General features: G+C 37.5%; 10 protein-coding genes. 4 read left to right on the top strand and 6 right to left on the bottom strand.

From position 1 onward, the window contains the following. Positions 1–91: 91 nt before the first annotated feature. The 4 genes from HUU81_RS10165 to HUU81_RS10150 form a co-directional block, all read right to left on the bottom strand. Entirely contained in the window at positions 92–2,830 is a 2,739-nt protein-coding gene (locus HUU81_RS10165; RefSeq protein WP_199608846.1) for a putative Ig domain-containing protein, read from the bottom strand. 228 nt (positions 2,831–3,058) lie between these two features. Next, complete coding sequence (locus HUU81_RS10160; RefSeq protein ID WP_199608845.1) at positions 3,059–4,084, bottom strand: acyltransferase family protein; 1,026 nt, start codon at positions 4,082–4,084, stop codon at positions 3,059–3,061. A 287-nt stretch (positions 4,085–4,371) separates the two neighbouring features. Further along, positions 4,372–7,275: a prolyl oligopeptidase family serine peptidase gene (locus HUU81_RS10155; protein WP_199608844.1), complete on the bottom strand. Its 2,904-nt coding sequence runs from the start codon at positions 7,273–7,275 to the stop codon at positions 4,372–4,374. Between the two features lie 3 nt (positions 7,276–7,278). Continuing rightward, the gene (locus tag HUU81_RS10150; protein ID WP_199608843.1) at positions 7,279–7,812 is read right to left on the bottom strand and encodes a hypothetical protein; all 534 of its coding nucleotides are present in this window, start codon (positions 7,810–7,812) and stop codon (positions 7,279–7,281) included. Positions 7,813–8,005: 193 nt separating this feature from the next. Between HUU81_RS10150 and HUU81_RS10145 the strand changes: the two genes are divergently transcribed. Then, positions 8,006–9,130, top strand: a complete 1,125-nt coding sequence (locus tag HUU81_RS10145; protein ID WP_199608842.1) for an ISAs1 family transposase — start codon at positions 8,006–8,008, stop codon at positions 9,128–9,130. A 258-nt stretch (positions 9,131–9,388) separates the two neighbouring features. Further along, positions 9,389–10,030, top strand: coding sequence for a hypothetical protein (locus HUU81_RS10140; RefSeq protein WP_199608841.1), 642 nt, complete (start codon positions 9,389–9,391; stop codon positions 10,028–10,030). Between the two features lie 62 nt (positions 10,031–10,092). Here the strand turns inward: HUU81_RS10140 and HUU81_RS10135 are convergent, their stop codons facing one another. Continuing rightward, positions 10,093–10,770: a type 1 glutamine amidotransferase domain-containing protein gene (locus HUU81_RS10135; protein WP_199608840.1), complete on the bottom strand. Its 678-nt coding sequence runs from the start codon at positions 10,768–10,770 to the stop codon at positions 10,093–10,095. Positions 10,771–11,356: 586 nt separating this feature from the next. Between HUU81_RS10135 and HUU81_RS10130 the strand changes: the two genes are divergently transcribed. Beyond that, positions 11,357–12,898: a nitrilase-related carbon-nitrogen hydrolase gene (locus HUU81_RS10130; protein ID WP_199608839.1), complete on the top strand. Its 1,542-nt coding sequence runs from the start codon at positions 11,357–11,359 to the stop codon at positions 12,896–12,898. A 27-nt stretch (positions 12,899–12,925) separates the two neighbouring features. Here the strand turns inward: HUU81_RS10130 and HUU81_RS10125 are convergent, their stop codons facing one another. Then, on the bottom strand, positions 12,926–13,234 hold the full coding sequence (locus tag HUU81_RS10125) for a cupin domain-containing protein (protein ID WP_199608838.1): 309 nt from the start codon (positions 13,232–13,234) through the stop codon (positions 12,926–12,928). 222 nt (positions 13,235–13,456) lie between these two features. Here HUU81_RS10125 and HUU81_RS10120 point away from each other — a divergent pair, with 222 nt between their 5' ends. Continuing rightward, the gene (locus tag HUU81_RS10120) at positions 13,457–15,838 is read left to right on the top strand and encodes a M14 family zinc carboxypeptidase (protein WP_199608837.1); all 2,382 of its coding nucleotides are present in this window, start codon (positions 13,457–13,459) and stop codon (positions 15,836–15,838) included. Positions 15,839–15,925: the final 87 nt, after the last annotated feature.

Genomic DNA, 15,925 nt, shown 5'->3' with positions numbered 1-15,925 from the left:
AATTATGAGTCCAATTAGATAAAGTTAATAAAATATTTATTTTACTCTCGGTTTGGAGTTTTTAAAAAACCGAGAGTAAAATGATTAGCAGTTATTTATTAGCCAGTGCTGAAAGCTTAAACTTTCTAAGTATAGATACTAGCATTGCAAACATTATTAAGATATAACCAACGCCACCACCAGAACGAGCCTGTGCTTTATTAGCTTTCTCTTTGATACCGTTGTTAGTATCAGTATCAGTTTCTGTATCTTCGATTTGAACCGTAACAGTACCGTATGCGGTTCCACCCAAAATATCAGATACTTGATAATTAATGCTTGCTGTCGAAGCAGTGTCTACAGAAGTATACTCGATTTTATTATCAATTATTTTTACAGTGCCAATATCAGATGATGCCTGCTCTATTGTTAATTGAGCTCCCTCTGGATCAATATCATTTTCTAGCACATCGATAATGATTGAGCTATTAACTTGCATAGAAATGAAATCACTTTTTGCAATCGGCAACTGATTATAACTGTTAATGTTAATTAAAAAAGATTCAGCGTAAACCTTATAGTTGTGGGATTGTAGGCTAATGATTATATCTTGATAAGAGCCTACATCATTTATTGTTGGTTCTCCGTACATCTCACCAGTGCTCTCATCAAAGATAAGCCAGCTTGGCTTGTTCAATATGCTGAATCTCAACTCTTCGTCATCAGGCAACTCACCAATAATGCTAACTTTTTGTCTAAATGTATTTGACTCACCATCAGGGGTTAGATTAACTTCTAGCAGAGGAGGAACTGATATACTAAACGGAGTTGTTTTATGTTCAGAAATAATCTTAATATTTTTGTAAACTGTTTCATTGTATCCATCATTCACACCAACCGAAACATGCACGGGGTCTACATTATGGCTTGGTGATTGTCCGTAAAGCTCACCCGTGACTTTATTAAACTTCAACCACACTGGTTTATCATCACTCACTTCAAAAGTATGTGTATCTTCAGCATTTAGATCTCTAATTACAAACTTAATTGAGATTGGCTCATTAGCAGTGTATATCTTTACGGTGTCTCCATAAGAAATGCTGCTATGTATGTTATACATAATTTGAGGTGGTAAATTTCCTACGATGATTGAAAAAGGAGGTAGACATGATTCTAATTGGCCATCATTAACACAAATACTAATATCTGAATAGATACCGTTATCTTCTGTTTTAGGAGTCCCAATTAGCGTTCCTGTTTGTTTGTTGAATTCTAACCATTGAGGTTGATTGGCCACGGTAAAAGCCAAATTATCACCGTCTATATCAAAACTATTCGGCTCAAAAGTGTAGGTTTCATCAGTATTAATGAAGTGACGAGTTGGATTGTCACTCGTTATAGTTGGTACACTGTTCTCTATAGAGAGTTGCAACAACATTAATTCGTTTCCCTCATTAGGGAGCAATCCTTGAATAAATGCTATATTGTTACTATCGATATGTTCAATGCGGTAAACTTGAAAGTCATCTGAAAATTCAACTGTTTTTAACTCACTATTTAGCGAGTTGAAATATTTAAGTGATTTATTGTAACTTAGATACATCAACCCATTATGAATAACATGACGGATTTGAGTTCTGTGCGATATGTCAAACTCTATTACGTTTTCTAGAGCGGTATTCCAAGCAGTTAGAGTGCTATTGGAAGTATCTGAAATTGATACAATCATATTATTATAATTCGCAAAAATATCTTCATTATCTTCAGGTAAGTATAAGTAAGTCCATTCCCACGTCAAAAGGTTAAATACTCTACGGTTCAGCCACGACCCAACATACCCCATCATCGACTTGTAATAATCAATGATCATATTCTCACCAAATAGGGTTTCTTCACCAAACGTAGCGTATCCTGTATAAATAGGCGCGTCTATTGCCCCATATAGTTCTGATTCTTTATCTAAGTAAAGCGGGGTGATAAGGTCAGACCCTTTACTTAAACCAAAAGAAAGAGTTTCTAAGAAGGGGCGTGCAGCAGAAGTAATCGTTTTTTGTTCTAAATTTATTTGAAAATAGTCTTCTTCTACATTGGATGGGCTATATTCGTCAGAAAAGTAATAGAGCTTGTTATCATACACAACAAATATAGGGTTAATACCAACCTCCCCTGAAAATTCATCGGCCAGCCGCTTTATAGTGCCTAAAGAAGAATCAAAATACCATGGCTCTCTATTTCCGTCAGTATTTCTTATTGAAAATAAAAAGTAACCATCTATATATGCATAAGCGGATGGTTTGGCTATGGTATCTGTGTTAGTACTAGTGCGGGTAGGTGGCCACCAGCTTCCATACTCTGAATTAGTTTGTATTTTGGTTAGCATCGAAAGGTTTTCAGTTTCTTTTTCGAGTGACCAAAGTTGTTTACCATGAACTCCATCATTTGCTGTAAAAAGGTAATAGTCCTCTAATGAAAATAATAAAGTAACATCTGAACCATTAAATTCTTCTATGCTAATTTGTTGATTTATATTATAGAAACGGTGCGGCTCTCCATTTGGGTTTATGATTGTTCGTGGCTTTATATATAGATTAACAGTGCTATTATTGCTGATATTATAATCAGATAATGTTGATGTTGGTTCTAAATCTTCCCGATTATAGTGTAGCTTCAAGTCGGCTTGAATGAGGTTCTCTCTTAAGCTTACATCTTTTAAAATCTTGGAAATTTTGATGTTTGGTGAGTAATTAATGTTTAACTGAGTTTGATAATAGGTTTCAATTGTTAAAGCTGATGTTTGAAGACTAATGAAAAGTAAAAAAAGTATTCCAATCGTCGTCATTCTAGTGGGCATTAGAGTTTTCCTTACTGCGTAATGTACTTCTTTAATTAATTTGCAACATAGGTGCTACCTTTTTAATTGTAACATAAACTATAAGTGTAGTGGCATAGTTAATTTGGCCACCTACTAGGGCTGCTATCATTGCAACCATCTTACTATTGGGCGAGAGAAATATAAAAATGTGTCAATGAGGTAAAGCTTATTTCACTACAAAATGCTCACTAAAAGAGTATTATATATTTACCACTTATTGTTCAAATACTTTCTTATTGGATTTTCTATTATGTGGAAGGATAAAGCGCCTACAAATATACTTACTGCAAATAGGGTAATGGCGAGAAAGGTTGATGGATTGCCATTTTTAATTCCGTAGAAATAAAATACTTGCTGCCATAAATAGATGGAGTATGACCACATACCTAGCAGACGCAAAGCATTTATTTCAAGTGCCTTTTTTGCCAAAGCAGGTATTTTATCTAAATGATTGACAGTGAATGCTAATAAAAAAGGAGATATTAACCAGTATGCGAACCAAGGAGCATCAACTTCGTAACAAGCCATTGCGGCAAAAAAAGTAAGTAATGGTAGCCAAGAAGGTACATAGGCTGCGAAGCGGTCTCGTATCAAAAAGTACCCCGCTGAAAGCATTAAGTGACTGGCTGCAACTTCTGTTTTTAACTCATAGTTAGTCGGTGCAATGGTTGGATATTTTACATAAATAATGTGTAGGACAATACATCCCATACCTATCATGAGAATGGCAATATATTCTCGAGAACGTAATACAGAAATTAACGTTAATAAACTAAGTAGTACATAGCAATGTTCTTCAACATTAAGCGACCATAAATGACCGATAGGCAAGCCGGTTTCCCACAAACTTACATCAGTAGGAAGATAGCTTCTTAAGAAAGCTAAGGTATAAAAGTAATTATCATATTCATTAGATAAATCGAATAAGAATGCTGATAAATATATTGATGAAACAAATATAACAAATACTGGGAGGATTCTACTGATTCGCCTTTTATAGAAAGTATTTAGAGGGACTCTTTTTACAAATAATATATTTGACATCAACATACCAGATAAGACGAAAAATATATCGACACCTAATCTTCCAAATTCGCCGATTTGTGGCTGCATAAAATGACTAATTAACACAAAGAGAATAGCTAAGCCTCTCCAACCGTCTAGATAGTCAATTCTATTTAACTCTGATTTACCATGCTTTGAAGCATCTTTTAGTAAAGATTTAAGAAACAATTTACAGCCTGTTTAATTGAAAAAAGTTATGTTCGGGTCAATAGCGTCATAAATAAAGTTAATGAACACGCACAAGAATGGGGCGAAATAAACTGCCCCTGATCTGAGAGTTTTCGTACTGAGCTACTAAAAATCAAAAAGGTCGGATTCTAGCTATCATATACATTGAAAGTCAATCTCATTCGTAAAGTGTTATAAAAAAGGTGTAACTGTTCTGTCAGTATTTAACACTTTCTACTACACCATTTAACCTGAGTGGAGGACGTTCAAAATTCGCATTGTTATAGTTACCTTGGAGCTTTTACAGTTAAATGATAATCCTTTGTATGAATAAGCTTTTGATCCATATTATATATTTCTAACGTCCAAGTAGCAGACTCTTTAATATTCGCTAGTTTATAGCTAGTGCTCCAATCTCTTTTGGGTGAACCATATAGTAACGTGCTGCGATCAAATTCACGTTTGCCGTCTGGCGTTGTTTTAATCCAACGAATGGCCATAGCTGTAAAGTATTTATGTCTGTCAATGCCAGGGGTATCCACTTCAAATTTCAATCCAAATCGAGCTTTTTCATTCTCAGTCGCTGTTATATGGTGGCTAGAGTCAATTAATTGATACTCCCCTGGTGTGCCAAATCTTTCGCTTTCTTTAAAGTGGAAAAGTCCTGAACGAGTGTTTTCTAAGGTTACTTCTGTGTGGGTAATGTTAAACGACTTGATAGTAAACTGTTTGATTTTTTCTAGCTCTTCAGGAGTCAACTTTGCTTCTGCAAACACCCAGCTTAATGTTTCTTCTACACGATATTGTGCCTTACGTAAAAGGTGCTTGGAGTGCTTCTTATATTGATTCAGCTCCATCAATTCTAAGCAGCGAGATATGTTTTGATACTGGGGTGGAGCAATACAATAGAAACGAGCTAATCTTATATTATTTCTCGGAGTATCGTCGAGTGACTGAGCTTTTTTAAGATGTGTATAAGCTTTGCTCCAATCTTGGTTAACGTGCTCACCTTCCATATACATACGTCCTAATCGTGCATGTGCACCTGCATAGTCTAATTCTGCACTTTTACGATAAATAGAGATGGCTTTGTCCATGTCTTTTGTAACTTGATCTCCTCTATGGTAGTGAGCCGCAATGTTAAAGCTTGCTCTGCCATGATCATAGCTAGCAGCTTTTTGGTAGTATAAAAATGCTTGTTTTTCATCATTGTCGACCAAGTCATCAAAATGATAACCGTCTGCAATCGTAGCAAAGTCATTTGCGATCGCATGTTTTCCGTTTTCATCAAGCGTTTTTGGTTCCGGATAGGAAAGATTTAATGTGCGTATAAGGTAGTCATAAGTGATGGCAGCTTCATGCCTATCGCCTGACCATTTACTGTGTCCATGCCCTGTTTTTTGGTAAAATATTGTTTCCACGGGATGGCCCAGATTGTTTAGTATATATTTAAAGCGGTTAGAGTGTTCAAAGTCCGCAATGCGATCATCTCGACCTGCTATTAGTAAAATTGGAGCTTTTAGTTGATGAGCAATATAAACAGGAGATACATCTATCAACTTGTCTGAATTTTCACCAACAGTTTTTGCTATGAATTCTCGATATTCTTTGCCTGAGCGATAATTACTGGCATTAAACAGAAGGGGTAAGTCATATATTCCAAAGGTAGCAATTACACAGTCATATTTTGTTGGATGCTTGATAGCAAGCATTGTTGCTGAATACCCACCATAACTAGCGCCAATTGCACACATATGATCAAATTTATTGTGCTTAGTTACTTGTTCAACCGCTGTGGTTATGTCTTGCTCTATTAATTGCCCAAACTCACCAACACCGCGTTCTAGAAATGCTTTACCAAATCCAGCTGAACCTCTGAAATTAACTCGTAATACAGCGAACCCACGACTAGCAAAATACTGCACTTCTTTATTAAAGCGATCACTTTCCTGTACTCCTATTGGACCACCATGAGGCATAACTAGTAATGTTGAGTGATTAACCCCTTGTGGTAAGGTTAAGAATGCTTCAAGTTTAACATCATCGCTAGTTGTTACTTCAATACGCTCCGAAGGCGAGAAGACGTTGTCACTTAATTCTGGATATGAGTTTAATAGCCTGCGGGCATTATTTTTATTTTCATCAAATAATAAAAATTCTCCAGGCTCATCTGCTCCATTAACGTAAAGCAAGGTTTTTTTCTTATTGGCTGAAGAACCAAGGGAATATGCTTCCATATTAGGGAATGTTTTTGCCAAACGTTTTACGAAGCTTGCTTTGCCTTTGTCAAAATATGTTTTCTGATATAGTCCATGTTGGCGATAGCTAACATAATCTAGCTTTCCTTTTGAGGTGAAGCCAGCAGAAACAAGATCATAATCTGGATGTTGGTAGATAATTTCGCCAATTTTTTGAGTTTGAATATCGAACTCGCGAAGCACTATTTTATCTGTATTTTGGTTAGTAAGTATTGCTATTTTTTGTTCTGAAATGAAACCTAGTGGCTCTAAATAAAAATCAATATCTTTTAATATAAAAGCTGTTTTCCACTCACCACCTTGTATAGGGATGAATTTAACTGAGATACTACTATCATCTTTATCAAATTCAGCGGTCAGGACACGTTGAAAGTGTTGATCATAAAAATAGCTTTGAACATAGTTAGAGTCGTGTTCAATTTCTTGCGCATCACTGAAATCATCGTCAGCAAGTTTTGCAATATCAATAATGTAGAGATCATGAAATTTAGAATGTCGCCGCCTTTTTTTGGCAAACATCACTTTATTGGGTTGCTCTGGTAATGTGTCAACTAAATAGCCGTTGGTTTTAACTATCCTCATTTCAAATGTTTTTTCAGTTAATTTACCAATAATGCTTAAATTTCTATTACTTTCATCTACCACAACACTTAGAAATAATTGCGAATTATTAAGCCAGTGATAGTCTTTTAAGGTATTGTCATTACCAATAAGTACATTTGAAATAAGAGCACTGGTATCAGCATCATATATACTTAAGTAATGATCTTTTTCTCCGACACCATAGAATGACACAAGCTCACCGTTAGGTGATATTTTTAACATTCCATAATCTGGTGAAGTAAATACTTTTTCGGCTGAAATTGGCTGTGCTGCATATATACTTGCACTGATAAAGTATATAAATACAAAAATTGGTTTAAAAAACTTCATTCTTTAGTCCTTCTTTTGTGACTTTAGAAAGTTAAAGAAACGGTCTTGGCCAGGCCCACCATAAATCAATTCCCTGTTAGCTAAAATAGTAGGGAAACTACTTTCTAAAAACTCCAATGACTCAGAAGAGCGGTTGACTAATTCAACTGCAGTTATTGGATTCCAAAAGCCATGCTTAACGACTTCTAGGTGGCCGACATAGTTAATTTGACCGGATTTAACAGAGAATTGCCAATGTTCTTCATCATCTAAAAATAGCCGCCAGTAGTTATCAAGTTGAAGCTTATCTATAGTGTATTGACCCACTTCTAAATCAATTAGAATATAGTTTGTACCTTTTTTAATGTCTTGAGAGCTTAACTCTATATTTTGCGGGCCAGAAATTAGAATACTTTTAAGGTCTTGGTTTGTTTGTACGCCAATGAGTAAAAAGCCCATGTCCTCGGTTAGTGCTTTATCAGCGTCACTGTTCAATGAGGTAACTTTGGTCGCACATGCAGATAGAGCAAAAACTAAAATAAGAATAAGTTTTCTCATTAATTGTTCACTTTCTTTAATTCGTAAATACTAATTTTAACTTTTTTATGGCATTTGTGTACATAAATACGCTCGCCCATATGCTCATTTTTGCTAAGTATTAAATATTAAAGCCAGGGCAAGATCATTATAAATTGAACTAAATGATATTTTCATGATCAGAGCAGGAAATAATAACTACAGGTTTCCTAGCATGACCAACAACTTCATCACTTACTTTTCCATCATAGAAGACCCGCGAATAGACCGTTGTAAAAAGCATGAGTTGATAGATATTTTATTTTTATCTATCTGTGCCGTGCTATCAGGCGCAGAAGGCTGGGAAGATATCGAAGATTTCGGACATGTAAAAGTTGACTGGTTAAAGCGTTATCTCCCCTTTGCAAATGGTATTCCCAAGCATGACACCATAGCCCGAGTAATGAGCCGTTTAGACCCTGTAGCCATTCAAACCAGCTTTATCAATTGGGTAAATGAAATCGCCGAGCAAGTGAATGGCGAAGTTATCGCCATTGATGGAAAAACCGCTCGTAGAAGCTTCACAACCAAAGACAGAAAGAACCCGTTGCATATGGTCAGTGCATGGAGTTGTGGCAATGGTCTGGTACTAGGACAACAAAAAGTAGATGATAAATCCAATGAGATAACAGCTATCCCCAAGCTGCTGGATTTACTTGATGTAAAAGGTGCAACCGTTACGTTAGACGCCATGGGATGTCAGCACGCAATTACAAAGAAAATTCAATCCAAAGGTGCTGATTACGTCATTGCACTAAAAGGCAATCAAAGTACACTCAATGAAGAGGTTCAAGCATGGTTTCATAAGTGCCACAGAGAAAAACTCGTTAACACAGCTCATAGTATTTATGAGCACATTGACAGCGACCATGGTCGAATAGAAGAAAGAACGTGTACCCAATTTGAAATTGATAACAATTGGATAACCGATAATGAAAACTGGAGCAGTATTCAAACGGTCGTCAGTGTAGAGTCTAAGCGTCATATTGGAGATAAAATGACTTCCGAAACGCGTTATTACATCAGCTCATTGGGGCTAAATGCAGAGCGATTAAATGGCATAATTCGCAATCACTGGGGCGTTGAAAACTGCTTACACTGGACGCTAGATATGACATTCCATGAAGACGATTCACGTATTAGGCGGGGCAATGCAGCCGAAGTCATGAGCGCATTTAGAAAATTGGCGTTGAATATTGTGAAAACAGATACAACGAAAAAAGCCAGCATGAAGCGAAAGCTAAAAATGGCGGCATTAGATGATGATTTTAGAGCTGAACTACTTGTAAGGGGAAATTAAAATGCTCTTGCCCTGATATTAAAGCGTTAAGTACTGATTAATTTTCTTATAAGTAATTGAAATTTAACTGAACAGTATTGTGCTTTTGTAGACTAATTTTATAACACTTTATCTAGCTATTATTTGCACATAATAACGATAAGAAAAGCCATTAAAGTATTTTTAACTGATTTAGAATTTTGGTTAAGACAAACAAAATTGAGTCGGGTATAATCCGCGCCCTTAAAAATTGGATAGTTGTAATAAAGGATAAAAAAGATGAAATCTTTTTCTAAAAATAAAACTGTATTGGCGTTATTGTTATCAACTGCGTTTGCTTCTGGCCAAGTACATGCAGAGCAAGATAGTAGTGTTGAACACGATTTATCGGGCGAGTGGGGCTTTACTGTTACTGCGTCTGCTATTGGTATTGACTCTGAAGCTGCAGCTAAAGAAGGAATTAGTGATTCTGCGTATACCATTGGCCTAACGATGGATTACGTTAAAAATAGCTGGATCACAACATTTGGATTTGATTTAGCTGTATACGATGATGAGAATGAATTTAGTCAAGACGTTGTGGGCACTGGTTTGTACAATGATGGTGACCGTGAGACAAAATCATCATCAGCAAACGGCGCGATTTTCTCTATAGCAAGTGGTTATCAAAAACTTTATGGTGAAAACCAAGATACTGCTGTGAATATGCAGGCTGGCTTTAGCATTGTTGGGTTTTCAGAACGCTCTATTTCAACGTGTACAGATTGTCGCTCTGAAGATATTGATATCGACGGCGGAGCATTTGTGAAATTATCGGCTGTTAAAAGTGGCGAAAAGTTTAGTGTAGGTGCGTATATTCAGCAATATATTAGTGGTGACTTGGGAACTGCTGTTGGTGTACAAATCGGGTCACGATTCTAAGTGACTAAATACTTAAGCGTATTTATGAATAAGGCGGATTACTCCGCCTTATTCATTTTACCTTAACTTTTTTCTAATCTAGCAATCATGGCTTTAGCGACTGCTGCGGCTGATGCTGGGTTTTGGCCTGTGATTAGCCTATCTTGAGTGATGACGTGCTCAGTCCAAGGCTGCATTTTTGTAAACTTTTTAGCTTTTCTTGTTAGTGACTCTTCTAATAAAAATGGGATTTTATTGATGGTGTCGTAATCAATTTCTTCTTCTCGCGTAAATCCTGTTACTTCTTTATCGGCAAGAATTGATTCACCATTTGAAAGCTCTACTGGTAGCAATGCTGCTGGCCCATGACAAACAGCACCAATAGTTAAGCCTTTTTCATACAGTTGCGCGGTGATTTTTGCAGCGAGCTCATTATGAGCCAGATCGGTTAATAACCCAAAACCGCCGGGGAAATATATTGCATCATATGAATTCGTATTCATTTCAATATATATTTGAGTATTATCTAATTTTTCTTGTAAGGTCGGGTCTTGTAATAGTTTTTGAGTTATTGTGTCTTCTTCATCATCCTCACCATAAATTGGTGCTTCATTCCCCATAATAGACGCTAATTCGTAACTGTATCCTGCGTTTAGAAACTCATTTAATGCATGGGTTAATTCAGGTGCAAACGTACCATTTTTTTCGTTCGTGTCCCCTAGAGTATGTTGATTAGTCACCACTATGAGTATGTTTTTCATTGATCTTTCCTTATTTTACGAGAGTAAACGTTGATACGTAAAGTTCAGTATAGATGATCATTTAAAATGTATTGTTTATAAAATTCGTCGTTAACGTGTGATAGAAAAAATGGATTTATCCAAAATCACCTGTTGATGTTGTGGTCATGGTGTGAGCACGGTTTGATGTGATTTATTTGGCATTTTTTGCAAAATGTTGATGACTTCTGCGACTGCTTGAATGTAAGTATAAACATGGTGTTTTGTACTCCATTCTTTAATCAGTTTGGCTTACATATTAATGTAATAACGCTGTCGTTCGTGTATTTTATACTTTCAGTAGGGCATCAAGATGTTAGACTTGACGAAGTTGTGTATTTAGTTGATATACCTAACAATAATAAGTGCATTGATTACTTATGAGTTAGTAACTCGGTCTTTGGAATTACTTTGCTAATATGGGGTAGTTTAGACGGTTTCATTGGGTTACCTTCATTTTGATATTGTGCTGATGCAATTATCAGTAGCAATGTGATTTGATCAATGTTTGATGGCGTAATGGCTATTCGTTTACCTGAGATTTCAGGAAACACTTAAGGAGTGAAGCTTGTCGATGAATGATTTGAAAATAAATGTAGTGACGTTAGAGCAAGAGCACTATCCACAATTAAAAGCGCTAATGGATAGGGTATATCCAGATTTGGGAGGCGCTTGGGATCAGTCAACCATTGAGAAGTTGGTAGCAGACTTTCCGCAAGGGCAACTTGCTATAACAGATGGTGACGACCTTGTAGGTGCAGCGTTAACCGTGCGAGTAAGCTACGACAAATTTTCCATGCCACATTCGTATGATGACTTAATCTCAACCAGAAACACGATTAGAAATAATCAAAATGGAGATGCACTCTACGGATTAGATGTTTTTATACACCCAGATTATCGCGGCTATCGACTGGGCAGACGGTTGTACGATGCGCGCAAAGATGTCTGTAAAGAGCTAAATCTAAAAGGGATTTTAGCGGGCGGTAGGATAGTAAATTACCACAAGTACTCTGATGAACTAACACCGCAAGAATATATTGAACGAGTTAGAAGAAAAGAAGTATACGATCCAATACTTAGCTTTCAGTTATCGAATGATTTTGTAGTTAAGCGTTTATTAACCAAGTATTTGCCTGAAGATGAAAAATCAGAAGGCTATGCAACATTATTGGCTTGGCACAATATTTTATACACGCCAGAAGAAGAAGGGTATAACGCCACAAAAACGCAAATAAGAATTGGTGCGGTACAGTGGCAAATGCGCCGCGTAGAGTCGGTTGAAGATATGCTAAAGCAAGTAGAATACTTTGTGGATGCAATTTCGGGCTATCAAAGTGATTTTGCAGTGTTTCCAGAGTTTTTTAATGCGCCGTTAATGGGCTTAATTGATACTGTGCAAGCAACTGAAGCCATTCGCTATCTGGCCAGCTTTACCCAGCTATTTAAAGATGAAATGTCTCGTATGGCGGTGTCATATAATGTAAATATCATCACAGGCTCAATGCCGTTATTAGAGGAGGATCATTTATATAATGTGTCTTATATGTGCCACCGAAGTGGTGAAATTGAAGAGCAAAGAAAAATTCATATTACCCCGCATGAGAGAAATGACTGGGTGCTAGAAGGCGGTAACGAGCTTCGCTTATTTGATACAGATGCGGGTAAAGTGGGCATTCTAATTTGTTACGACAGCGAATTTCCTGAGTTAGGTCGACTACTTTCCTATGAAGATGTTGATGTGATTTTTGTACCGTTTTGGACCGATACTAAAAATGGCTACCTAAGAGTTCGACATTGTTCACATGCGCGAGCCATTGAAAATGAATGTTATGTGGTTATTTGTGGCAGTGTAGGTAATTTGCCAAGTGTTGATAATTTAGATGTGCAATATGCGCAATCAGCAGTGTTTTCTCCGTCTGATTTTGCTTTCTCGCATGATGCCGTTATGGCGGAAACCACGCCGAATACTGAAATGCTGATGTTTTGTGATTTAGATTTAGAAAAACTGAAACTGCTACGGAATGAGGGGTCAGTTACCAACAGAAAAGATCAGCGACCCGATTTGTACTCGTTAAAATGGAAAGGCAAACTGACCAAAGCTGACTAATACGCATGGAAATTGAGTTTTGCTGTATTACTTTTTAAACCAAAACTCAATTTCGTCTGTTTCTTCGTCAAAGAAAGCGGCATGTGGCTTGTGTGCAGGTACAAAATACCAATCCCCTACATTAAATTCATGTACTTCGTCGTCCATGATTAAATTAAGCTTTCCTTTTGTGATAACCCCATAATTATCTGTGTCGTGAGTATGCTCAGGGATTTTAGTGCCACTTGGGTAAGACGCAAATAATACGTCACACGCATTAGCTGCAAGTTTATAAGCGTCGAAACGTCCATCATATAAGGGCAAGGTTTTAATTTGCTCAGGGTAACTACCAGCCATAATGAGTCTTTTCCTATCATCCCTACAGACTGAAGAATATCTTCAATGCGGGACCAAAATTAATAATGTGCTTAAAAACTAAATGAAAATCACTTGTAAATCAATTATGATTTTTTCTATCAGTCTTTAGGCTCTGCTCGTTTGTGTTACCACTAGCAGGCCTTAACAAGCCTTTTACCTGTTTTTTAACAGGCTTATACTTGTAACTTTGGGAGTGCGGTCATGGAGCGGAACTTTTCTTTAAAAAATACATTCACTCAATGTGGATTAAATAAGCGGCTATCTAAATTATCACTAGTTGGTTTACTGGGGTTAACGCTTACAGGTCACTCTGCAATTGCTGAAGATATTCAGCGCTATCGTGTGATAACAAATAACGCAACGCAAGCGGCAAAGATATTACACTCTTTCCATCATGCGGTGGTGTCAGATACAAGTGCTAAAGCGTCAGCAACTAATATAATGCTAGAACTATCAAATGAAGAACATGACAAGCTAAAACGGCTAGGTGTAACGTTACTTCCTATTACTTTTACTCCCAAACATAATAACACTACCTTGCATCAGCAAGCTCAATCCTCAAATCATAGCAGCGATACACATGCACTGTCGGGCATACCTAACTTTTCATGTTACCCCACGGTTGAAGAAACTTACCAACAAGCGAGTGATCTTGCACAAACTTATCCTGATATTGCTAAGTGGCAGAAGATAGGAGAGTCATGGGTTAAACAAAATAGTGAAGATAACGCAGGGTATGATATCAATGTGCTTATACTTACAAAAAACAATAATAAGCCGAACAAGCCCACGCTTTTCATTCATAGTGCGATGCATGCGCGTGAATACACCACCGCAGCATTGACGCTCGAATTTGCTAAGAATTTAGCGAATGACTATGCCACTGATGCGGATGTAAATTGGCTGCTCAATGAGCATGAAGTTCATATTGTATTTATGATGAACCCAGATGGTCGTAAACAAGCGGAAACAGGTTTGTTCTGGCGTAAGAATGCTAATTCAAATTACTGTGCAAGTCAGCCAAACAGAGTAGGCGCAGATTTAAACCGCAACTTTAGTTTTTTATGGAATTCAACTGAAGGAGGTTCTAGTGGAGAAGGGTGCTCTAACACCTTTAGAGGTCCAGAGCCTGCATCAGAGCCTGAAACACAAGCCATTGAGGCATACATAAGACAGATCTTTCCAGATAGTCGAGGCCCAGCCTTAACAGATGCTGCACCAGAAGACACAGCTGGATTACATTTAGATATTCATAGTTTTGGTGGGATGGTGATTTGGCCGTGGGGGTTTGACTCTACTATTGCTCCAAATGGTGTTGCGTTACAAACACTGGGAAGAAAGCTGGCGGCATTTAATCATTATCAACCCTTTCAATCAGTAGGCTTATATCCTACTGACGGTACCGCTGATGACTTTACATATGGCGAACTTGGTGTAGCTACGTTTGCATTTGAGTTAGGCACGACTTTTTTTGAAAGCTGTGAGGTTTATGAGCAGCAGGTAAAACCAACAAACCTTGCTGCACTAAAGTATGCAGCAAAAGTCGCGGCGGCGCCTTATCTTAAACCGAAAGGGCCTGACTTATTAGATATGCGTTTAGAGGGTGCAGGTAAAATAGCCGTGCCGCCGGGTACGCAAGTTAAGTTGGTGGGATTGGCAACCGACACTCATTTCAACTATTTGGAAAATGAAACACAATTTGAGCCGACACATACTATACAGTCTGTTCAATACAGTATTAATGAATATCCCAATGCGGATGGTGCCGCTTTAACTAATATGCAGCCGGTAGATGGTGAACTGAACTCAGCTACCGAGCAGGTATTTTCAGTGATTGTTACAACTAATCTGGCAGCAGGTGATTACAACATTTACGCTCATGTTAAAGATTCACAAGGTGATGTTGGCGTGATGAGTGCGGTTAGATTAACGATTGACCCCGCAGCTCCGGCGGTCGTTAACCAAGCTCCAAATGCTGCGTACACCTATTCATGTAGTGATTTAAGTTGTGATTTTGATGCATATGAGAGTACAGATGATGATGGCATTGTAAAATATCAATGGGCCATTAATGGTCGCCATTATGAAGGTGAAAAGATTCGTTTCGATTATGCCATTACCGAAAACTATAACGTGTCGCTTACTGTTACAGATAAGTATGATATGACGAACACCGTAACAAAAGAGATTAATCTAGTTGGTAATACGCTACCCGTGGCAAGTTTTACCCACAGTTGCACGGACTTAGTGTGTGAATTTGATGCTACTAGCAGTACTGATGCTGATGGCTCAATTGTGGAGTATTTTTGGTTGATTGAAGGTCAAGTAATTGCCCAGCAAAAGTTCAGTCATACATTCTCTGCCGCAGGCACCTATCAAGTATCGCTGTCTGTTTATGACAATAGCCAAGGAGAAGGGCGATCGGCGAAATCTGTTACTGTTGGTGAACAGCCGTCAACAGACTTACCGAAGAAATCATCAGGTGGCGTACTTTGGCGCTTGCTAGGGTTATTAGGTGTAATCTCGCTGTTTAGATTAACAAACTCAAAACGCAGTCGTGTTTTACCCTTAACATCACGATAGAGTACATATTGGCGGCCAAAACTGGCCGCTTTCTTATGCTTTTATCACCGATAATACTGAAATGCCGTTTAGAGTAAATCAGTCAGA

This window comes from Flocculibacter collagenilyticus, assembly GCF_016469335.1.
GTDB classification, from domain to species: Bacteria; Pseudomonadota; Gammaproteobacteria; order Enterobacterales; family Alteromonadaceae; genus Flocculibacter; species Flocculibacter collagenilyticus.
This window is presented reverse-complemented; position numbering and strand designations above follow the sequence as displayed.